Below are 22,558 nucleotides of genomic sequence, written 5' to 3' on the forward strand. Positions count from 1 at the left end.
CAATTGGCACAGGAACCAACTTATAGATGCTAAAAAATATTTTCAAAGCCATACAAGCCTATTTTGGAGCCTTTGCTCTAATCTCAAAACTTGGGCTTTGGAAATATTTTGCAATCCCAATTGTCATCAGTCTTTTGACTGCCATTAGCATTGGTTTGACCGCTTATGGCCTATCAGATAATATTTTTGACTACATCCTGAGCATTTTCCCTAGTTGGAATTCCACTTCATGGTTAAGAAATCTATTTGAAATCTTCATTGGGTTGGCGATTGTTGCAATCGGCCTATTACTCTACAAACATATTGTCATGGCCCTTTCAGCTCCTTTTATGAGTCCCGTTTCCGAACGGATTGAAGCCCATATAGCCAATAGCCTCTTACCAAGCAACAACAAAAGCTCTTTCGGTTCGCAATTATCGCGAGGTATTAAAATCAACTTGCGTAACCTTTTTAAGGAACTCACACTAACTATTCCTGTACTTCTAATTGGTTTTATCCCCGTTATTGGTATTGCTTCTTCTGTGTTACTCTTTTTAATTCAAGCCTATTATGCCGGTTTTGGAAATATGGACTACACTTTGGAGCGGCATTTCAATTACAGAGAGAGCATTCAATTTGTAAAGAAGAACAAAGGCACCGCAATTGGAAACGGAATTGTGTTTTTACTTTGCCTTTTAATTCCTATTTTAGGCTTAATGATCGTGTTACCACTTTCAGTAACAGCAGCTTCCAAAGAAACCGTTAGACTTTTGGAGCTAAATAATTCAAAAGAAAACGTACAATAAATGGTTTTGGTAAAAGACACATTTGAATTGGCTACTTTGAAACCCGAAGACGCTTCTAGCTTAAGCCAGCTGATGATTACCAACGGAAGGCGCTTTCAGTTGTATCTACCCAAAACCTTAGCGCAGAATATTTCGGAAGACGCTTCCAAAGACTATATCTCCCAACAAAGGCAAGCCATAGAAAATCAAACAGAATACACCTTTGCCATTAAAGACTTGGAAACCTCTAAAGTTGCAGGATTGGTTATTCTTAAAAACCTTAACTGGAACCAAAAGGAAGGGGAATTTGCCTATTGCCTTGGGAGCCATTATACGGGCAACGGATGGATGGCCAAAGCCCTAAAAGCCTGTATGGAATTTGCCTTTGATACACTTGGCCTTCAAACCTTAAACATCTTGGTTCACAATAGCAACACGCCTAGTGTTAATGTGGCCAAAAGATGTGGGTTTTCATGGGCAAAAACATTAGAAAACGATTATATATCCACCGCAAAAGGACCGCTGGATATGGAACTTTACCAAATACATAATGAAAGATAAATTTTATACATACATACAAAACCTTCAAGACAGCATCACCTCAACTTTGGAAACCATTGATGGCAAGGCCAAGTTTCGTCAAGATCTTTGGGAACGCCCTGAAGGTGGCGGCGGAAGAACCAGAGTCATTGAAAACGGTAATGTGTTTGAAAAAGGCGGCGTGAATATTTCAGCGGTTCACGGCAAACTTCCGGAGAGCATGCAAAACTATTTCGGTGTAAAGGATGCCAATTTTTTTGCCTGTGGCCTTAGTTTGGTATTACATCCAAAAAGTCCAATGGTGCCAACCGTACATGCCAATTGGCGCTACTTTGAAATGTACAATGAACAAGGTGAAATTGTGGATCAATGGTTTGGCGGCGGACAGGATTTAACGCCGTATTACTTATTTGAAGAAGACGCAATCCATTTTCATAACACCTGCAAAACAGCCTGCGACAAACACCATCCAGACTTCTACCAAGAATATAAAACGAAATGCGATAAGTATTTCTGGAACAGCCACCGCAATGAAGCCAGAGGCGTTGGCGGTTTGTTCTTTGACTACTGTAAAGCCACAGAAGAAATGAGCATGGAAAATTGGTATAATTTTGTCACCGAAGTTGGCAATAGTTTTTTGGAAGCCTATGTACCAATTGTTGAAAAACGTAAGGATCTTCCTTATACGGAAGCCAACAGAACTTGGCAAGAAATACGTCGCGGGCGTTATGTAGAATTTAATTTAGTACATGACAAAGGCACTTTGTTCGGATTGCGAACCAACGGTCGTATAGAAAGTATTTTGATGAGTTTACCTCCTCATGTCCAATGGGTATATGATCACCATCCAGAAGAGGGCAGCCCGGAAGCAGCATTGCTCTCCGTTTTAAAACTACCAAAAGCATGGGTTTAAAATTAGGCACACTTAACCTTTTGATAGGCCTTACAGGAGCCTCTGTTTGGGCCCAAATTACTCCTGAAGAAATTGTTCAGGACACTACGGCCACAAACATTATTTACAAAGAGGCTTCGGAATACAAGGCCTCCTACCCCAATAGGATTACGGCACGTGCTTTTTATGTAAACACATCCAACGACTTAAAAATCAAAGATCGCAACTCGGATGATTTCTTCAATCTTGAACCCAATAAACAAAACAGGATTGGAGCTTCAGTTTCATTTCGAGGTATTTCAGGCTCTTACTCTTTTGCGCCCGATTTTATGGGGACCAATAAGGACAATGAAGACTCCAAACTGTTCACTTTAGGTTTTAGGACCTTCTTTGGAAACCATTTCATGCAAACCTTCGAACTGTTTAAAGAGAAAGGATTCTACCTGAAGTTTAATAATAGTGATGATATTTCTGTTTACTTACCACATTCCAAAAACTTTAAAATTGGAGGTGCCACATCCTATATATGGAATGAGAATTTTTCATTTAGAGCCATCACTTCTCAGGACGAAAAACAATTGAAAAGTACCGGAAGTTTCATTCCTAGAATTATCTACTATTATTCAAAATTCAATTTGGAAGGCAATAGCACTGAAACTGGCGACTATATTGATTTCAGTTACTATTCCTTTGATATTGCTTTTGCCCCTTCCTATTATTACAATTATGTTCCCACAAATAACCTTCTTCTGTCCGGTGGTATTTCGGCCGGGATTGGGTTGAACCACTCAAAATCGGAAGGAGAAGATGCCCTCAACTCTTTATTGACCGAATTGAATTTTAGAGCCGCCGCCACCTACGATATTGACAACTTATACCTAGGAGCCCATTACAGCTATTTAATTTTGAACCACTCGGCCGATAGCTCATCACGTGCAGCAGACAATATTCCGTATTTTCAAATATTTGTAGGTTATCGCTTTAAAGCACCCAAATCTTTGGTAGGATTTGCTGATGATATGCAGAATAAGATGAATAAAAAATTGAAAATTTAAAACACAAATCATAATGTACCCATTAAGACGAAATAGAAGACTGCGCACCAATGAAGCCATACGCTCTTTGGTTCGCGAAACCATAATTACCCCCAACGATTTTCTAGTGCCACTGTTTGTTGTAGAAGGCAAAAATGTGAAGGAAGAAATCCCTTCCATGCCCAACTATTTCAGGTACAGTTTGGACCTTTTGGAAAAAGAAGTGAAAGAGTTGTGGAAACTAGGATTGAAATCGGTGTTATTGTTTGTAAAAGTGCCTGACAATCTAAAAGACAACAAAGGTACAGAGGCCATCAATCCAAACGGTTTGATGCAACGCGCCGTAAAAACTGTAAAAAATGCCTGCCCAGACATGTTGGTGATGACCGATGTGGCTTTGGATCCTTATTCTTCTTACGGCCATGACGGTATTATAGAAAATGGTTTAATTTTGAATGATGACACAGTAGAGATTCTAACAGAAATGAGCCTTTCGCATGCCGAAGCTGGCGCCAACTTTGTGGCCCCAAGTGACATGATGGATGGTCGTATCCTTTCCATCAGGGAAGCTTTGGAGGACGAAGGCTATTTCAATACAGGTATCATGAGCTATTCTGCCAAATATGCTTCCGCCTTTTATGGACCTTTTAGAGATGCTTTAGACTCCGCTCCAGTGGACATGATAGATATCCCAAAGGACAAAAAATCTTACCAAATGGATTACGCCAACCGCTTTGAAGCCATTCGAGAAACCGAAATGGACATCGATGAAGGTGCCGATATCGTGATGGTAAAACCAGGCTTGTGCTATTTGGATATTGTTCGCGAAATCAAAAATGAAGTGGATGTGCCTGTGGCTGTTTATCAAGTTTCTGGGGAATATGCCATGGTAAAAGCCGCTGCCGAAAAAGGCTGGTTGGACCACGATGCCGTGATGATGGAACAGGTTACCGCCATCAAGCGTGCTGGCGCCGACATTATCGCTTCCTATTTTGCAAAGGATGTGGTAAAAATTTTAAATCGATAAACTACTTCAATTTATAAAGGCCCTGGTCAACTTTAGAAATGACCAGGGCCTTTCTTTTGAAAGTCATAAAATCACACAAATTCATATTTTATGTGCTTAACTCGTTGGATTTCGTAAATTAGTGAACTACCTCGCGGGTCACCACGAGGTAGTAATTCAAAAATTCGAGTTCCAAACAAATGAATTCGAGAATCGAGTAAAACGAAAGCCATTTTATGAGCGCATTAATTTTTTGGGCTACCATATCCATTTTCTTCTCTTTTTTATGTTCCATTTTGGAAGCCGTCTTGTTGAGCGTAACACCAACCTTTATCAACATTAAAAAACAGGAAGGGAAGCACTACGCTGAAACCTTGGAAAACTTAAAAAAGGACGTCGACAAACCTCTCATTTCCATTTTGACACTCAATACCATTGCTCATACATTAGGAGCTATGATGGTAGGGATTCAAGCTGAAAAATTACCCTTTAAAATTGAACTTTTTGGAATAAATACGGTTGGCGTGGTTTCCGCTATCATGACATTTTTGATTCTAGTCGTTTCGGAGATTATTCCTAAAACCATTGGTGCCACCTATTGGAAGCAACTGGCCAATTTTACAGCCAAAGCCTTAACAATCCTAATCTTTCCTTTAAAATGGACTGGCCTTTTATGGCTACTGCAACTCACCACCAAACTTATTGGAGGTAAAGGGCATCATGGCAGCGTTCTAAGTCGTGAAGATTTTCATGCCATGACCAATTTAGCAGAGGAAGAAGGTGTCTTTTTGGAATCTGAAAGTAAAGTAATTAAAAACCTTTTGACCTTTAAGGACGTTCAGGCCAAAGATATCATGACGCCAAGAACCGTCATGAAAATTGAAAATGAAAGTGAAACCGTCGCAGAATTCTTCGAAAGAAACTCAAACATCCGATTTTCTAGAATCCCTGTGTATTCCAACGAAGCAGATAATATTACAGGCCTAGTACTTAAAGACGAAGCTTTTAGAGAAATGGCCTTTGGCCATGGAGACAAAATTCTTTCGGATATCAAGCGTGACATCATCATCATCAATAGGAACATGCCTATTCCTAAACTCTTTGAACTCTTGGTTGAAAGCAAAAACCATATGGCTTTGGTAGTTGACGAATACGGATCTATAAGTGGTTTGGTAACTATGGAAGATGTGATTGAAACCCTTTTGGGACTTGAAATTATGGACGAAAGCGACAACATTGCCGACTTGCAATTATTGGCCAGAAAAAGTTGGGAAGATAGAGCCAAACGCCTTGGACTTATTGAAGATTAAAGTTTATGGACACCTGTATCATCAATACCCCTTTGGGATTTGCAAAAATTTCTGGCGACCAAGATGGCATTACGACGGTTACAATTTTAGACAGTGACGAAACGCTTACGGATATTATTCCCGAAGCTTTGGAAGATTGCGTTTATCAACTACAGGAATATTTTGATGGCAAGCGTCAACAATTTAACCTTCAACTAAACCCAGAAGGCACTGAATTCCAAAAAACAGTCTGGAATAAATTGGCAACAATTCCTTTCGGAAAAACAACTTCCTATTTAGAACTCTCCAAACAATTGGGAGACATCAAGGCTATAAGAGCCGTGGCCAATGCCAATGGCAAAAACCCCATTTGGATCATTATTCCCTGTCATAGGGTTATTGGAAGTGATGGCAGCCTCACTGGTTATGCAGGTGGATTACGCAGGAAACAATGGCTTTTGGAACACGAAAGCCAATATAAACAACAGCGCCTTTTTTAAAAAATTCTCCTATATTTAGTTATTAAATTAGCTCTCATGAAATTCCTTAAAAATCTCCTTAAATGGACAGCAATCCTATGCGGTATCCTTGTAATTGCATTGTATGCCACAGATACCGATTATTTAATTAAAGCGTTTCGTACCATTTATTTAAATGGGCATACCACTGCCTACTTGAACGATTATAAAGAATTTGATAACAAGGTCATTGATCAAGGCCTACCTCAACCTTGGCCAAATCACAAAGATTACAACACAGCAAAGGCCACAGAACTTTTAAGCACCATCCATAAAGAAAATGGTAGTGTAGCCTATGTTATCATAAAAAATGATAGCATTTGGTTTGAAGACTACTTTGATGGATTTCACAGCAACTCCCAAAGTAATTCCTTCTCAATGGCCAAAAGTTATGTGTCGGCTATGTTGGGAAAGGCTATCATGGATGGTTATATTAAAAGTTTGGATCAAACTGTCTGCGATTTTGTTCCAGAATTTTGTGATGGTTTAGCAGCAAAAATGACTGTTGGAGATCTGTCAAGCATGTCATCCGGCACCAATTGGGATGAAGCTTACTACTCTCCCTTCTCCATTACCACTCGCGCCTATTTTGATGATAATTTGGAAAAAGTAATTACAGGCTTAAAAGTTGTAGACGAACCTGGAAAAGCTTATAAATATGCTAGTGGCGACACCCAATTGTTGGCAATGGTAATTGAAAGAGCTACCAACAAGAAACTATACGACTATCTCACCGAAAGTTTTTGGCAACCTTTGGGCTGCGAAAACCAAGCCCTTTGGCAAGTAGACAGCGAAGACCATAATTTAGTTAAGGCGTATTGCTGTATCGCCTCCAATGCAAAGGATTTTGCCCGAATGGGAAAACTCTATAAAGACCATGGTAAATGGAATGGCCAACAAGTGTTGGACTCCGCTTTTATTGCAAAGTCTATTACCCCAAGATTTGCTGCAAGCCCTGAATACGGCTATGGCTGGTGGTTAAAAGATGTTGGGGACAAGCACTTTTTTATGATGCGAGGTCACCTTGGGCAGTACGTGATTGTAGAACCAAATGACAATATCATTATTGTGCGCTTAGGACACTCAAAAGGCGATGGATCGGCTGTAGCCACTTTTACTGATGATATTTCAATTTACATAGAAGAAGCCTATAACATGTTAGGATATGATCTCTAAACTACCACTGGAAAACATATTATTTTTAGACATTGAAACCGTTCCGGAAACTGAACATTTTTCAGATTTGGACACTACCAAACAATATTTGTGGGATGCCAAATCGCAATACCAAAGACGGGACGAATATACCGCCGAGGAATTTTACGAACGCGCAGGTATTTGGGCCGAATTCGGTAAGATTGTATGTATTTCTGTAGGCTATTTTAGTTTTCAGGGAGACATGAGACAGTTTCGGGTCACCTCATTTTTTGGGGACGAAATTAAACTTCTTCAGGACTTCAAAAACTTATTGTCTACCCATTTTGGACAACCCAAACATGTATTGTGCGCCCATAACGGTAAGGAATTCGATTTTCCATACATTGCGAGACGAATGATCATCCACAACATTGAATTGCCATATAAACTCAATCTTTTTGGCAAAAAGCCTTGGGAAGTGCCCCATTTAGACACTTTGGAATTATGGAAATTTGGAGATTACAAACACTTTACCTCTCTTAAGCTGCTTACCAATGTTCTTGGTATTCCATCACCAAAAGACGATATTGATGGCAGCGAAGTAAGACGAGTGTATTACGAAGAAAATGATATTGACAGAATTGTCACCTATTGCGAAAAAGATACAGTAGCCGTAGCCCAAATATTTTTACGATTGCGAGGCGACGAACTGTTACATGACAATGAAATTATTAGTGTTTAGTACATGGCCACACCACCCCTTTTATCTGTAAAAGAGCTTAGCATTTCCTTTATATCCAATAAATCCGAAAAGGAAATCATACATCATATCAGCTATGATTTGTTTGAGAATGAAATTTTAGGAATCGTAGGAGAATCGGGATCTGGAAAGTCCGTTTCTTCATTAGCCCTTATGGGATTGTTACCTCCAAAAATTTCAAAAGTCAACAATGGACACATCTTATTTCACAGTCAAGATTTAACAACGCTTCCTGCAAAACAGTTTCAAAACATAAGAGGAAATGAGATTGCCATGATTTTCCAGGAACCCATGAGTTCCTTAAATCCATCCATGAAATGCGGCAAACAGGTTCTGGAAATTTTATTGCAGCACACCTCGCTTTCCAAAACGGAAGCCAAAACTGAAACCTTATCTCTTTTTGAGAAAGTGAAATTACCGCTCCCAGAACGCATTTATGATGCCTATCCTCATGAAATTTCAGGTGGACAAAAGCAACGGGTAATGATTGCCATGGCCATTGCCTGCAAACCTAAAATATTAATTGCGGACGAGCCTACAACCGCCTTGGATGTAACCGTTCAAAAGGAGATTATTCTCTTGTTGAAACAACTCCAGCAGGAAGAGAAAATGAGCATTATTTTCATTTCCCACGACTTGTCCTTAGTTTCCGAAATTGCCGATAGACTTTTGGTGATGTACCAAGGAAATATTGTAGAACAAGGTATTGCCAACGAAGTATTCACAGCACCTAAAGACACCTACACTAAAGCCCTGTTACAATCCAAGCCATCCTTGGATGTTCGCCTTAAAAGGTTGCCGACCATTAAGGATGTCATTAATGATTTGGTAGATAGCAGCATCATTTCTGCGGAAGACCGAAAAGCTTTTCATAAAGAGCTTTACTGCAAAACGCCCTTATTGGAAGTGAAGAATCTCAACAAAACCTATGTTTCAAAATCAGGTTGGTTTTCAAAACCTGAAGCCTTTAAAGCTGTTAACAATGTTAGCTTTCAACTTTACGAAGGTGAAACCCTTGGTCTAGTTGGGGAATCCGGCTGCGGAAAATCGACTTTGAGCAATGCCATTTTATTATTGGACAAAGCCTCTTCGGGAGAAATCTTCTACAGAGGAACGGACATCAACAAACTATCTAAGAAACAGGTTAGAGCCCTTAGAAAAGACATACAGATTATTTTTCAGGATCCATTTGCTTCACTCAATCCCAGAATGCCTATTGGAAAGGCCATCATGGAACCCATGACAGTACATAACATTGGTAATTCCGACAAGGAAAGAAAGCAATTGGTTTTAGAAATTTTGGAAAAAGTAGGCTTAACAGAAGAATCCTTTTATAAATACCCGCATGAATTTTCTGGAGGACAACGTCAACGTGTGGGGATTGCCAGAGCCATTGCCTTACAGCCTAAATTGATTGTTTGTGACGAATCTGTTTCTGCCTTGGATATTTCTGTGCAAGCACAAGTACTGAATTTGCTTAACGAATTGAAGTCCAATTATAACTTTACCTATATTTTCATTTCTCATGATCTCGCTGTGGTAAAATATATGTCGGATCAGTTATTGGTGATGAACAAAGGACAAATTGAAGAATTGGATGATGCCGATGTAATTTACAACAATCCAAAAAGGGAATACACCAAAAAATTAATTCATGCCATCCCGAAGGGGTTATAGCATGAATAATTTTTTAATTAGGGCAAAAATATTCTTAAGTAGGCTTAAAGTATTTTGAATTACAGTAAGTATCCTGTTTTCAAAATAAGTAGGTCTTGGTAGATTTGGGGCAACATTTTCCATAAGCATAAATTCATGATAAATTTGGGGCAAACCATAAATTAAGTTTATGATAGACTTGGTAAATTACCTTGTCTCGATTTGGTTTAGCTAATATGAAACATTTTTTTTTAAAAATCAGTTTAAATACATTAAAAATCGATAAAACGCATTATTTTTTAACATTTACACCTAAAACAAAATACTTTTCCTACAAATTTAATGTATCTATCAAAAAAAAGCTACTTTATAAAGTAGCTTCTCTAAACATCTATAAATGCTATAATTGCATTTCTGGAATCTCTCCTTCCACAATTAAATGCCCTTCGGTTGCATTTTGAATTTCTTGAACTGAAACACCTGGTGCACGTTCCAAAAGTTTAAAACCTTTATCGGTAACTTCTATTACCGCTAGATTAGTCACAATCTTTTTAACACAACCTACACCCGTAAGCGGCAAAGTACACTCCTTAAGCAATTTGGATTCACCTGCTTTATTGGTATGCAGCATTGCTACAATAATATTTTCGGCACTGGCTACCAAGTCCATAGCACCTCCCATACCTTTCACCATTTTACCCGGAATTTTCCAATTGGCAATATCACCGTTTTCAGAGACTTCCATGGCTCCCAAAATGGTCAGATCTACGTGTTGCCCACGAATCATGGAAAAACTCATAGAGGAGTCAAAAAAACTAGCTCCCGGCAAGGTTGTGATTGTTTGTTTCCCCGCATTGATAATATCGGCATCTTCTTCCCCTTCATAGGGAAAAGGCCCCATGCCCAACACACCATTTTCACTTTGGAATTCTACTTGGATATCATGTCTTACATAATTAGCCACCAACGTTGGAATTCCTATTCCAAGATTCACATAATAGCCATCTTTTACTTCTTTGGCAATTCGTTTTGCTATTCCTGTTTTATCTAACATAATTAATCTCTTTGTCTAACGGTTCGTTGTTCAATTCTCTTTTCATATACTTCCCCTTGGAAAATACGCTGTACAAAAATTCCTGGAATATGTATTTCATTAGGATCTAAAGTGCCTACCGGAACCAATTCCTCCACCTCAGCCACTGTAATATTTGCAGCTCCACACATAACAGGGTTAAAATTGCGTGCTGTTCCCTTAAATATTAAGTTACCAGCCTCGTCACCCTTCCATGCCTTAACAAACGAGAAATCTGCTTTAAAAGCATTTTCCAATACATGCATCTTACCATTGAATTCACGGGTTTCCTTTCCTTCGGCGACTTCAGTACCATATCCTGCAGGTGTAAAAAAAGCAGGAATCCCAGCTTGGGCAGCTCTGCAACGCTCAGCAAGCGTTCCTTGAGGAATTAACTCCACTTCCAATTCTCCACTCAACATCTGACGCTCGAACTCGTCATTTTCACCCACATAAGAGGACACCATTTTTTTAATTTGTTTTTTTTGAAGAAGAAGTCCAAGGCCAAAATCGTCAACCCCGGCATTATTGGAAATACACGTCAGCCCTTTCACTCCAAGGTCCACCAACTTTGCAATAGCATTCTCAGGGATACCACAAAGCCCAAAGCCTCCAAGCATAAAGGTCATATCATCCGAAACACCCTCAAGTGCTTCCGACACATTTGCTACTTTTTTATTAATCATTTGCTAAGAATTTTATAGGGGTAAAATACAAAAAACCGAAGCGATTCTAAAAAGAATAACTTCGGTTTTTTTTGATAAGAGTAATATTTTTTAGCTAATATTTTGCAATCAACAATAATTCAAGCGTTTTAATGTCAATATTCCAAAATATTAAAATCCGAGACCAAGGTCCTCATCTTCTTCCAAAAGCATCTCAGCTTCTTCACCTTCTTCACTAGCATTACAATCTACACGGATGGACAACTCTTCAGGTCTTACAAAATCTTCTTTTGAAATTCCAAGGTCCTCATCGGCATAACAGCTCTTCATATACAGCCCCCAAATAGGTAAGGCCATAGCCGCTCCCTGACCATAAGTAATGGTTTTAAAGTGCGCCGCTCTATCTTCGGCACCAACCCAAACACCAGTTACCAAGTTAGGCACCATCCCCATAAACCATCCATCACTTTGGTTTTGGGTTGTCCCAGTTTTTCCTGCAATAGGATTGGTAAATTCGTAAGGGTAGCCCGTAATAATTTCGCGATAAGCTGCACTGTATTTATCGGCTCCTGTAGTTCTCAAACGGGTTCCAGAACCACCATGTGTTACCCCTTCCAATAAATTTACAGTTACATAAGCCACCTCTTCACTCAACACATCGCGAGACTCTGGCGTAAACTGATACAATACTGTGCCATTCTTATCCTCAATACGCGTTACCATAACAGGCTTATTATAAACACCTTTATTAGCAAACGTTGAGTACGCTGCAACCATTTCATATACACTTAAATCTGGCGTCCCCAAGGCAATGGCTGGAACTGGCAAAATATCTTCCTCTACTCCCAAATTTTTAGCCATATCGATTACTGGTTGCGGTCCAATTTTGTCCATCAATCTAGCTGTAATGGTATTTATGGAATTTGCCAAAGCATTCTTTAATGTCATAAAACCACTGTATTTACCATCAGAGTTTTTGGCCGTCCAAGGTTCTGGATTCCCAAACTTATTGGCCTCAATGGTAATTGGTGTATTTGGTAAAGTATCGCAAGGAGACAAATGTAATTGGTCTATAGCCGAAGCATATACAAATGGCTTAAAGGTAGACCCTACTTGGCGTTTCCCTTGTTTTACGTGATCGTATTGAAAATGCCTGTAATTGATACCACCAACCCAAGCTTTAACGTGACCTGTTTGTGGATCCATGGACATCATCCCTGTATGTAAGAATGACTTATAGTATCTCATGGAATCAATAGGTTTCAAAATAGTATCGATTTCACCACTCCATGAGAAAATTTTCATATCTGTAGGGACATCGAAAGAAGCTATAATTTCATCATTCGATTTTTTAAGATCATACTTCATGTGCCTCCAACGCTCACTTTGTCTCATGGAACGTTTCATTAGGGCGTCTATCTCACTATTATTCAAATCCAAGAAAGGTGCCGTAGGGTTACGATCTGGTGTATTTTGATGATCAAATTCCGCCTGTAGCCTTGCCATGTGTTTTTGCACAGCATCCTCCGCATATTGTTGCATTCGAGAATCTATCGTAGTATATATTTTCAACCCATCATTATAAAGGTGGTATTTTTCGCCATCTGCCTTAGGATTTTCAGCAATCCATTCTTTCATGAATTGCTTCAAATACTCTCTAAAATAAGTAGCAATTCCCTCTCTGTGCGATTCTGGTGAATAGTTTAAGTCCAAACCTGTTTTCTGAAGGGAATCCGAAACTTGTTCATCAAGATATCCATATTTCACCATTTGTCCCAAAACAGTGTTACGTCTATTGGTTACCCCTTCCTCATTCCTTCTTGGGTTGTATAGGGAAGAATTTTTAAACATCCCCACCAACATGGCCGACTCTTTAGTTTCTAAATCAATAGGCTCCTTTCCAAAATAAATACGGGAAGCACTGCGGATACCATCGGCATTGTTACCAAAGTCATAGATATTGAAATACATAGCCATGATTTCTTCTTTGGTATACTGACGCTCCAAACGAATAGCTATAATCCACTCCCTTATCTTCTGTGATAATTTCTCAACGATATTGGCATTTTCCCTTTTATGAAACAACTGCTTGGCCAACTGCTGGGAAATGGTACTTGCTCCTCCCTTAGTTCCAAGAAAAACAGCGGCTCTTAACGTACCTATAGCATCGATTCCTGAATGTTCTTTATATCTGGCATCTTCCGTAGCGATTAAGGCATCTACCAAATTCTGAGGCAACTCACTGTAATCTACAGGTGTTCTGTTATCATTGTAGTAGAATTTACCCAACGTTTTCCCATCGGAAGAAATGATTTCTGTGGCCAAATTGGTTTTAGGATTCTCCAATACGGTGTGATCTGGCATTTCTCCAAACACCCCAAAAGATGCCAATAAAAATAACAGCACTACAAAAAGCAAACCGCCCGTGAAAGTAATCCAAAACCAACGGATATACTTAGAAAAATCAGGTGCTGCGTTTTTCTTATTTGTTGCCTTTTTAGCCATAATAATTATTTAGTGTTTGCGTGTTCTATTCTAAAACCAATATCGGTAATACCTTCCAGCTCTTCTACTCCTTCCAGATGACCATTTTCTCTCATGGCCTGTTGAATGTTGATGGTATATTCCCCTGATTCATCGAAGACAAAAGGACTCTCGTAACCTTTGTACCACAACTTATTTTCCTTAACATCCGAAAATCCAGTTCCCAAAAACTCTCCGTTAGGCTTCGCCATGGCATACTCCAAAGTGTCCTTGGTTATCTTTCCGTTAGGATATTCCATTCCTACAATCAAAAACAAATTACTGTACTTGTAGTCACTAGTATTTCGAAGGTTTACAAACAGGTTGTAGTTGTTCAACGAATCTGGAGGCGTTACCTTAAAAGAAATGACAGCATCTTTATGCCACTTGTTGGGTACGGTTTGGTACTCATCATAAACTTGATTGGAATCGCATGACAAATACAGTATGCCCATTAAAAGAACTAACCAATAACTATTTTTTGGCATTATTTTGAGACTTATTGTTGTTTCTTCTAGGTTTCCTCTTATTATTTTTACGTTTTCTTTTGCCTTTTGGACTATCAAACCTTGTTAAACTATCTTGTCCTACAACATTTTCAAACTCGGTTTTAGTGTCTTCCACTAGTTCTGCCGCGTATTCTTCGAGGCTGGCAACCTTTTGTTTTTTCTTGTTTTTTTCGATGATTTCATTGGCCTGTTCAACGGTTAGTTTATGCCAATGCATCCATTCGCCTTCATAGGCATACCACATCACACCTTTAAAAATATCCGTTTTTTGACACAAGGCAACACCCTTTTCGGTATACAACTTGATTTCAGTTTTTGGAAAATCCTTTAAAGCATCCAAATAGGCATCCAATTCATAATTAAGACAACACTTTAGTTTTCCACATTGTCCCGCAAGCTTAAGCGGATTCAATGACAACTGTTGGTATCTTGCCGCGGAAGTACTTACAGACCTAAAATCTGTCAACCAAGTGGAACAGCACAATTCGCGTCCACAAGACCCAATTCCTCCAAGTCTTGCAGCTTCCTGACGGAACCCAACCTGCTTCATTTCGATACGGGTTCTAAACTCTTTGGCAAACAACTTAATAAGTTCCCTAAAGTCTACACGCTCTTCGGCTGTGTAGTAAAAGGTCGCCTTGCTGGCATCTCCCTGATATTCGATATCGGAGATTTTCATTTTCAGTTTCAAATCAATGGCAAACTGCCTTGCCTTAACCTTCATAGGCTCTTCCTTATCTCTAGCCTTAGACCACACATCGATATCTCGCTGATTGGCCTTTCGGTAAATCTTCAGAACCTCATCTTGGTTATTGACATCTATTTTTTTACGCTTCATTTGAATTCTAACCAATTCACCTGTAAGCGTTACCATACCAATATCGTGCCCAGACTGGGCTTGTGTAGCGACAATATCGCCTATATTCAATGATAAATTTTCTGTATTTCTGTAGTACTGTTTTCTTCCGTTCTTAAAACGTACTTCCACCCCATCAAAAGGTTCCTGTCCCTGAGGAAGGGACATGTTGGACAACCAATCAAAAACCGTTAGCTTGTTACAGCTATCGGTTCCACAAGTTCCATTGTTCTTGCATCCTTTTGGTTGACCATCCTTACCAGTTGAGCAACTGTTACAACCCATAAATTTTATATATAATTTGCTAATCTAGACTAGCAAATGGAGATTAATAATTTGTTTTCTAAAATGTAAAGATAAGATTATTCTAATGACATAAAAACATCACTGTTTTTATTGGGAATTAATTAAATCTCGATCTCATAATTCAGTCTGTTGGAGAGGGATTTTAACGTTTTTTTTGACTTAAAAACATTGGACAACAACGTTGAGCTCCAACCTATTTCACGGGAAAAGTCATTAAAACTCACTTCACGCCAATTAAACCTCTCTTTCCAAAATTGCTTCGGAGAAATATAGCAAAATGTATAGTCGAAAATAAAACTAGATTGGTTCTCACCTGCCAATACAGATAATTCATCAGGAGCCAAAAGTGTAATCTCGTTAGACTTGCAGGTTTCTTTAATTCCCTTAATAATCTTGGGATAATCCCCAACCAAAGTTGAGATGTCAAAATCATTATACTCGGTATTCCCTATTTTTTGAATTGGTCTTATTTGAAGAATATCAAAACTCTTGGGATCGAAGTGTTCAAAAAACTCCTGCAACTCATAGAAATTATCCTTGTTGAAAGTATAATTGATACGCACCTTAAAATCATATTTAGATTTCAATTCGACAAAAGCCTTAAAGGCATCATGAAACTTTTCATAATTGGCCTTTTTCATAAAGCCTTCATAGGTTTCCCTGGTCACGCCATGCAAAGAAATTGTGAACTCATTTAAGCCCGCCTTCAACAACTCTTCTATCTTTTCCTCTGTCAACAAATTAGCATTGGTCGTCAAGGAAATGTAGGGCACTTTATAGTCCTTGCCCAGCGCTACAAGATCCGCTAAATTTTTATACAAAGTAGGCTCTGTTCCACATCCAATCTGCAATTTCAATGCTCTTCCAAAAATTGCCTTTGCCACAGCTTTCAACTCCTCTGGCTTAAATTGTCCTTTAAGCGTCTTTACATAATCAGCATCCGTAAAATAACACATCTTACAGCGTAAATTACATGCCATAACAGGATCCAGATTCACTGCCAAATACCGCTTATTCAATTTATGCAGTAAGTAAAGCCCAAAAAACTTTACCCTATGACATTTGACCTTTCTATTTAACTGCAATAGCTTGTAAAAATCCATCCACTGCAAGATAGTTAAGACATTAATACTTAAACGCTTTTTACCGAAATTATTTTAACGGGACAAGCTTTTGCTGCCTGATCGCAAGGATCCAAAATAGCCTCGTCTGGAGATTTTAAGGTAAAAAAACCTTTTTTCTCCTGACTTCTCAAAAGCACCGTTTTCCCATCCTTTTTGGACATTTGAAACTGCTCAGGAGCCAATTCTACACAATAATTACAACCAATACATTTATTTCTCTGAAGAGTTACAACAACCATTAAGCCTCAACTTTATTTTCTACAATCTTATAAAGTTTATCCGAAGGACGCACTCTAAAGGGTATTGGAAAGGTTACCGAATCTCCCTTTATACCTTTTTCCAACTGCTCATCGTTAACCAACATAGTGTCCACTGTCATTTCCTTAGCACCTGTAGTTGGTCCAGTAATTAAAATGGTGTCACCCAAAGACAAATCGTAGGCTTCAATCTTAAATTCACCAATGCTACTTTTTGGATAATAGTGCACCCCTTTACCGATATACACTTTTTTCTGAGTCGCATGAGATCCTGAACCTTTGCTCCATTCTCCCAATTTCTGTCCTAAATAGTAGCCACTCCAAAACCCTCTATTGTAAACTTTCTCCAATTCCTGCATCCAACCAATTACTTTCTCTTTGGAATAGGTTCCATTTTCAATACTATCAATCGCCTCACGGTAACACTTTATGACATTGGCCACATATTCTGGCGCTCGTCCACGACCTTCTATTTTCAACACGGTAATTCCGGCATCGATTACTTCTTCCAAAAAATCGATGGTACACAAGTCTTTTGGAGACATGATGTACTCATTATCCAATTCCATTTCGAAGCCAGTCTCTTGATCAACCACCGTATATTTCTTTCTACAGTTTTGCTTGCAAGCGCCTCTGTTTGCCGAAGAATTATGCGAATGCAAACTCATATAACATTTTCCAGAAACCGCCATGCAGAGTGCTCCGTGACCAAAAATCTCAATCTCCACCAATTTCCCTGAAGGGCCTTTGATTTGCTCCTTTTCAATTTGTTCGGCAATCTTCTTTACTTGACGCAAACTCAACTCCCTACTCATTACCATAGTGTCTGCGAACATGGCATAAAACTTCACCGTTTCAATATTGGTGATATTGATTTGCGTAGAAATATGCACTTCCATCCCCAACTCACGAGCCACCATAATCACAGCTTGGTCCATGGCAATCACAGCTGTAATGTCTGCTTCTTTGGCACGCTTAACCAAAGTTTTTACGATAGATAAATCGTGATCGTAAATAATCGTATTTAAGGTCAAATAAGTTCTAACACCTTTTTCCTGGCATCTTCTGGAAATTTCTGGAAGGTCGTCCAAAGTAAAGTTAATAGATGCTCTAGCACGCATGTTAAGCTGCTCTACACCAAAATAAACAGAATCTGCACCATTATCTAGGGCCGCTTGCAGCGATTCAAAATTCCCTGCAGGGGCCATTAATTCAATCTTTTGCATAATACAACTAGGCTTTTTCTTGTTTAAAATGCTCGAAAATGTTTCTTAAATCCTTTTTGAAAGGTAAGTGGTCGGCACGCCCTTTTTTGAAGATATCGTTACTATTTCCCTGTCCCTTACGCAATGCCTTTTGCTCTTCGTATGGCAATCTGTTAATCTCCATACAGGTGGTAGAACAACAGTTTTCCATTTCTTCCTGACATTTCGGACATTGGATAAACAACAAGTGACACGCATCATTAGCGCAATTGGTATGCGCATCAAAAGGCTCTCCACATTGGTGACATTGTGCAATGACGTCATCACTAATACGTTCGGCACGACGCTCATCGAACACGAAATTCTGACCTAAAAACTTATTTTCTAAGTTTTGTTCTTTCACCTGACGGGTGTATTCAATAATACCACCTTCAAGTTGATAAACATTTTTAAACCCCTTATGTTTAAAGTAAGCACTTGCCTTTTCACAGCGAATCCCACCAGTACAATACATTACAAGGTTTTTATCTTCTTTATGATCTTTTAAATCATTTTCAATAATATCTAACGATTCTCTAAAGGTATCCACATCTGGCGTCACCGCATTTTTAAAATGACCAATTTCACTTTCGTAATGATTACGCATATCTACCAACACGGTATTTTCGTCTTCAATGAAGCGGTTGAAATCTTCCGCTTTTAAGTGAATTCCTTTGTTTGTTACATCGAAGGTGTCGTCGTTCAATCCGTCGGCAACAATTTTATCGCGCACTTTCACTTTCAGCTTCAAGAACGATTTATTGTCCTGTTCCACAGCAACATTCAATCGGATGTCTTTCAAGAAATCAATGGTATCCAAATGTGTCTTGAACTCGTTGAAACGATCGGCTGGCAATGACAATTGTCCGTTGATGCCTTCGTGAGCCACATAAATTCGACCCAAGACCTCTAAACGGTCCCAGACAATAAACAATTGATCTCTAAATTCTTGAGGATTTTGAATTTTCGCGTATTGGTAAAAAGAAAGCGTTAATCGATTCTTACCTGCCTGATCGATTAATTCCGCTCGCTCTTTAGCACTTAATTTATTGTACAGTTGCATGCTATACTAATGTTTTAAGGTTAAAGATTTTATTTTAATGCCGCAAAGGTACTATTTTTAAATCATTGCGCCATAACAAAGAAAAAAGCACTTTAGATTGCCTAAAGTGCTTTTTACAGACTAACTCGATTTGATACTTTTTTATTTGTTGTTTAAACTCAAAAATATACGTCCGAGTTAGCCTCCATCGGCTTTACAGCTGCTATTAAAAGTAATGGCAACCGAAACGCCCAATGCGGTGTTAACAATTGTTTTCTTAAAGAATTTCATAGCAAGATTTCCCCTAATTATAAAGTAGATGTGAATTGCTCAAAAAGGTTGCGTGATTAGATTGAAAAAATTCAAAAGTTATCGTATTTTAGCCTGAATTTAATTTTAGAAAAACTGAATAATGAGTACTGAAAAAGATGCAAAATTAAAGGCCTTGAAGCTTACCTTGGACAAATTGGACAAGGCTTACGGAAAAGGAACGGTGATGAAGATGAGCGACCAGGCAATCTCTGATGTTGAAGCCATTTCCTCTGGATCCCTTGGTTTGGACATTGCACTTGGTGTAGGCGGATATCCAAGAGGAAGAATCATTGAAATATACGGTCCTGAATCTTCAGGTAAAACAACTCTTACTTTACATGCCATTGCAGAAGCGCAAAAATCTGGTGGGATTGCAGCCTTTATTGACGCTGAGCACGCCTTTGATAGATTTTATGCTGAAAAACTGGGAGTAGATTTAGAAAACCTTATCATATCTCAACCGGACAACGGGGAACAGGCATTGGAAATTGCGGACAACCTAATCCGTTCTGGAGCTATTGACATTATAGTAGTGGATTCTGTGGCTGCCTTGACACCAAAAAGTGAAATTGAAGGCGAAATGGGAGATTCCAAAATGGGTCTTCACGCACGATTGATGTCTCAAGCCCTTAGAAAATTAACAGGTTCTATCAGCAAGACCAACTGTACCATGATTTTCATCAACCAATTACGTGAAAAGATTGGAGTTATGTTTGGAAACCCAGAAACAACTACCGGTGGTAATGCTCTTAAATTCTATGCTTCGGTGCGTTTGGACATTAGACGTTCAACCCAAATTAAGGAAAACGACGGAAATGTAGCCGGAAGCAAAACCAGAGTGAAAGTGGTTAAAAACAAAGTAGCGCCTCCATTTAAAACTGCTGAGTTCGACATCATGTATGGGGAAGGAATTTCCAAAGTTGGAGAAGTTCTGGACATTGCCGTAGAGAATGAAATCATCAAGAAAAGTGGTTCTTGGTTTAGCTACGAAGACACCAAACTTGGCCAAGGCCGTGATGCCGTAAAAGCCTTGATAAAAGACAATCCAGAGCTCATGGATGAGCTGGAAGGAAAAGTAAGGAAAGTTGCAAAGGAAGCGACTTTATCCTAACCAAAAATTAAAATCCCGTTTAAAACGGGATTTTTTTTGTTTTTAACGCAACCTTTTCTCCCTTTGCGCATCTTACCTCTAAAAAAAGGACTACAATAAGTTATACAGATTCAGCTGCTTCAAAATAACTCCCTTCGCTTGTGCATTCAAGGTTTTTGTATCGGCAATGGTCAACCCCTCGGTTGGGATAAACTTATGCACTTTCGCTCTCATTTTCCCTGGACTGCCACTAAAAAAAGTATAGGAAAATCGCCTTTTGTTATCGGCAAAGGTTAAAGGAACCACAGGAATTCGATGGTTGATAGCCAATCGGAAGGCTCCGTCCTTAAATTCATCCAACACAATGGACTCATCAGGTACGCCTCCTTCAGGAAAAATACAAATACTCAACCCCTGCTTCAAACGTTTTTGAGCTCTTAAAAACACCGCTTTTCTGCTCTTTTCAGAACTGCGGTCTACCAAAATACAAGTACGCTTATAGAAAAATCCAAACAACGGGATTTTTGCCAATTCCTGTTTCCCCACAAACACAAACGGATTCTTAACACTTAGCAGCATCAACATAATATCCGTCATCGACGTATGGTTGGCCACAAACATATAGCTCTCGTTCCTTTCGGGAACTGCTTCACGTTCAATTTTAACCCTAAAGCCCATCCCAATTAAAATGAACCTAGCCCATATTCGCGCCAGCCTAAAGAAAAAAGGATACCAGCTTTCTTTAAGAATGGAAACGATCAAAAACGGAAATAATACTACAATAGGAACCGCAACCAAAATGTAAAACCAAATGCGGTATAACAGCCAAAATAAATATTTGAATATCTTCATTGCGACCAAAACTAGTCAAATTTATTGAGCTATTGTAGTAAAAAAAGTACCTTTGTCCTTCCAAAAAAGAAAAGTCGAATTTTAAATAATTTCCATTTCAGGGAAACTCCACATGGCAAGAATACTAACAGGAATACAGAGTACAGGAACTCCTCATTTAGGGAACATTTTGGGCGCTATTTTACCGGCCATAGAAATGTCTAAAGACGAAGCAAACGATTCGTTTTTGTTTATCGCCAATCTTCACACCTTAACGCAGATTAAAGATGCCGAAGAGTTGCGATATAACACTTATTCTGTCGCTGCCACTTGGCTGGCCTTTGGCTTGGACATTGAAAAAACGGTTTTTTACAGACAAAGCGATATCCCGCAGACCACTGAATTGTCATGGTACCTAAGCTGCTTTTTCCCATACCAACGTCTTACTTTAGCGCATAGTTTTAAGGACAAGGCAGACCGTTTAGAGGATATCAACGCAGGTTTGTTTACGTATCCTATGTTAATGGCGGCTGACATTTTGCTATATGATGCAGAAATTATTCCCGTAGGAAAAGACCAATTGCAACATATTGAAATGACAAGAGATGTCGCTTCCCGTTTTCATGCAAAAATGGGAGATGTTTTTGTGTTACCGGAAGGAAAAATTCAGGAGAACACCATGCTTATCCCTGGAACCGACGGAGAGAAAATGAGTAAATCCCGAAACAACTTCATCAATATTTTTGAAACCGACAAAAAGCTGCGTAAGCAAATTATGGGCATCAAAACCGATAGCACCCCATTGGAACAGCCTAAAGACTGGTCAACCTGCAATTGTTTCGCCATTTATAGCTTATTGGCAGATGACGATCAAATAGCAACCATGAAAGCCAATTATGAAAATGGCAATTATGGCTACGGACATGCCAAACAAGCCCTGTTTGAACTCATCGTTGAAAGATTTGCAGAACCAAGAGAAAAGTATCAGTACTATATGAACAACTTGGAAGAACTAGACAAAGCATTGGCCCTTGGTGCCGAAAAAGCTAGATTGGTAGCCAATAATGTTTTAAAACGCGTAAGAAAAAAGGCTGGATATTAATTCCAATAAAACCTACAAACAAAAAGCCT

Annotated in this window: 22 protein-coding genes; 12 read left to right on the forward strand and 10 right to left on the reverse strand. The window is 39.0% G+C overall.

Translation table 11 applies throughout. The features are described 5' to 3' along the window. Positions 1-26 precede the first annotated feature (26 nt). The 10 genes from BKM32_RS03590 to BKM32_RS03635 all read left to right on the forward strand — a co-directional run bounded on the left by BKM32_RS03590 (position 27) and on the right by BKM32_RS03635 (position 9,617). On the forward strand, positions 27-785 hold the full coding sequence (locus BKM32_RS03590; RefSeq protein WP_076662567.1) for an EI24 domain-containing protein: 759 nt from the start codon (positions 27-29) through the stop codon (positions 783-785). Then, positions 786-1,325 carry a GNAT family N-acetyltransferase gene (locus BKM32_RS03595; protein WP_076662568.1) on the forward strand — a complete coding sequence of 180 codons (540 nt, stop codon included), beginning with the start codon at positions 786-788 and terminating at the stop codon, positions 1,323-1,325. Further along, positions 1,315-2,217 (forward strand): oxygen-dependent coproporphyrinogen oxidase, encoded by a 903-nt coding sequence (gene hemF, locus BKM32_RS03600; protein ID WP_076662569.1) that lies wholly within the window; start codon positions 1,315-1,317, stop codon positions 2,215-2,217. The genes BKM32_RS03595 and hemF overlap by 11 nt, the downstream gene beginning before the upstream one ends. Then, the gene (locus tag BKM32_RS03605; RefSeq protein ID WP_076662570.1) at positions 2,208-3,251 is read left to right on the forward strand and encodes a DUF4421 family protein; all 1,044 of its coding nucleotides are present in this window, start codon (positions 2,208-2,210) and stop codon (positions 3,249-3,251) included. The genes hemF and BKM32_RS03605 overlap by 10 nt, the downstream gene beginning before the upstream one ends. A gap of 13 nt (positions 3,252-3,264) precedes the next feature. Further along, complete coding sequence (hemB, locus tag BKM32_RS03610) at positions 3,265-4,257, forward strand: porphobilinogen synthase (protein WP_053976447.1); 993 nt, start codon at positions 3,265-3,267, stop codon at positions 4,255-4,257. A 215-nt stretch (positions 4,258-4,472) separates the two neighbouring features. After that, entirely contained in the window at positions 4,473-5,546 is a 1,074-nt protein-coding gene (locus BKM32_RS03615) for a CNNM domain-containing protein (protein ID WP_076662571.1), read from the forward strand. Between the two features lie 5 nt (positions 5,547-5,551). Continuing rightward, entirely contained in the window at positions 5,552-6,025 is a 474-nt protein-coding gene (locus BKM32_RS03620; protein WP_076662572.1) for a methylated-DNA--[protein]-cysteine S-methyltransferase, read from the forward strand. Positions 6,026-6,061: 36 nt separating this feature from the next. Next, positions 6,062-7,219, forward strand: coding sequence for a serine hydrolase (locus BKM32_RS03625; RefSeq protein ID WP_076662573.1), 1,158 nt, complete (start codon positions 6,062-6,064; stop codon positions 7,217-7,219). Beyond that, positions 7,209-7,922: a 3'-5' exonuclease gene (locus BKM32_RS03630; protein WP_076662574.1), complete on the forward strand. Its 714-nt coding sequence runs from the start codon at positions 7,209-7,211 to the stop codon at positions 7,920-7,922. The genes BKM32_RS03625 and BKM32_RS03630 overlap by 11 nt, the downstream gene beginning before the upstream one ends. 3 nt (positions 7,923-7,925) lie before the next feature. Further along, positions 7,926-9,617, forward strand: a complete 1,692-nt coding sequence (locus BKM32_RS03635; protein ID WP_076662575.1) for an ABC transporter ATP-binding protein — start codon at positions 7,926-7,928, stop codon at positions 9,615-9,617. 379 nt (positions 9,618-9,996) lie between these two features. On the opposite strand, the gene BKM32_RS03640 is transcribed toward BKM32_RS03635, so the two are convergent. From BKM32_RS03640 to BKM32_RS03680, 9 genes are all read right to left on the reverse strand, one after another. Next, positions 9,997-10,650, reverse strand: coding sequence for a 3-oxoacid CoA-transferase subunit B (locus BKM32_RS03640; RefSeq protein ID WP_076662576.1), 654 nt, complete (start codon positions 10,648-10,650; stop codon positions 9,997-9,999). Between the two features lie 2 nt (positions 10,651-10,652). Continuing rightward, positions 10,653-11,354, reverse strand: coding sequence for a CoA transferase subunit A (locus BKM32_RS03645; RefSeq protein WP_076662577.1), 702 nt, complete (start codon positions 11,352-11,354; stop codon positions 10,653-10,655). Between the two features lie 150 nt (positions 11,355-11,504). After that, positions 11,505-13,838: a penicillin-binding protein 1A gene (locus BKM32_RS03650; protein WP_053976455.1), complete on the reverse strand. Its 2,334-nt coding sequence runs from the start codon at positions 13,836-13,838 to the stop codon at positions 11,505-11,507. Between the two features lie 5 nt (positions 13,839-13,843). Beyond that, complete coding sequence (locus tag BKM32_RS03655; RefSeq protein WP_076662578.1) at positions 13,844-14,344, reverse strand: gliding motility lipoprotein GldH; 501 nt, start codon at positions 14,342-14,344, stop codon at positions 13,844-13,846. Further along, the gene (locus BKM32_RS03660) at positions 14,331-15,506 is read right to left on the reverse strand and encodes a regulatory iron-sulfur-containing complex subunit RicT (protein ID WP_076662579.1); all 1,176 of its coding nucleotides are present in this window, start codon (positions 15,504-15,506) and stop codon (positions 14,331-14,333) included. The genes BKM32_RS03655 and BKM32_RS03660 overlap by 14 nt, the downstream gene beginning before the upstream one ends. A 122-nt stretch (positions 15,507-15,628) precedes the next feature. Then, positions 15,629-16,507, reverse strand: a complete 879-nt coding sequence (locus tag BKM32_RS03665) for a radical SAM protein (protein ID WP_253187393.1) — start codon at positions 16,505-16,507, stop codon at positions 15,629-15,631. 152 nt (positions 16,508-16,659) lie between these two features. Further along, positions 16,660-16,890 (reverse strand): ferredoxin, encoded by a 231-nt coding sequence (locus tag BKM32_RS03670; protein WP_053976459.1) that lies wholly within the window; start codon positions 16,888-16,890, stop codon positions 16,660-16,662. Beyond that, positions 16,890-18,134, reverse strand: coding sequence for a peptidase U32 family protein (locus BKM32_RS03675; RefSeq protein WP_076662581.1), 1,245 nt, complete (start codon positions 18,132-18,134; stop codon positions 16,890-16,892). The genes BKM32_RS03670 and BKM32_RS03675 overlap by 1 nt, the downstream gene beginning before the upstream one ends. A 7-nt stretch (positions 18,135-18,141) precedes the next feature. Then, a complete protein-coding gene (locus BKM32_RS03680) occupies positions 18,142-19,215 on the reverse strand; it encodes a rhodanese-related sulfurtransferase (RefSeq protein ID WP_076662582.1) in 1,074 nt (357 codons plus the stop codon). A gap of 391 nt (positions 19,216-19,606) precedes the next feature. Here BKM32_RS03680 and recA point away from each other — a divergent pair, with 391 nt between their 5' ends. Beyond that, positions 19,607-20,617 carry a recombinase RecA gene (gene recA, locus BKM32_RS03685; protein WP_053976462.1) on the forward strand — a complete coding sequence of 337 codons (1,011 nt, stop codon included), beginning with the start codon at positions 19,607-19,609 and terminating at the stop codon, positions 20,615-20,617. A 90-nt stretch (positions 20,618-20,707) separates the two neighbouring features. Here the strand turns inward: recA and BKM32_RS03690 are convergent, their stop codons facing one another. After that, positions 20,708-21,448: a 1-acyl-sn-glycerol-3-phosphate acyltransferase gene (locus BKM32_RS03690; RefSeq protein WP_053976463.1), complete on the reverse strand. Its 741-nt coding sequence runs from the start codon at positions 21,446-21,448 to the stop codon at positions 20,708-20,710. Positions 21,449-21,560: 112 nt separating this feature from the next. Here BKM32_RS03690 and trpS point away from each other — a divergent pair, with 112 nt between their 5' ends. After that, positions 21,561-22,529: a tryptophan--tRNA ligase gene (gene trpS / locus BKM32_RS03695; protein ID WP_053976464.1), complete on the forward strand. Its 969-nt coding sequence runs from the start codon at positions 21,561-21,563 to the stop codon at positions 22,527-22,529. The last annotated feature ends 29 nt before the right edge of the window (positions 22,530-22,558 follow it).

Source organism: Mangrovimonas sp. DI 80, from assembly GCF_001975575.1.
In the GTDB taxonomy this organism is placed as follows: domain Bacteria; phylum Bacteroidota; class Bacteroidia; order Flavobacteriales; family Flavobacteriaceae; genus Mangrovimonas_A; species Mangrovimonas_A xylaniphaga.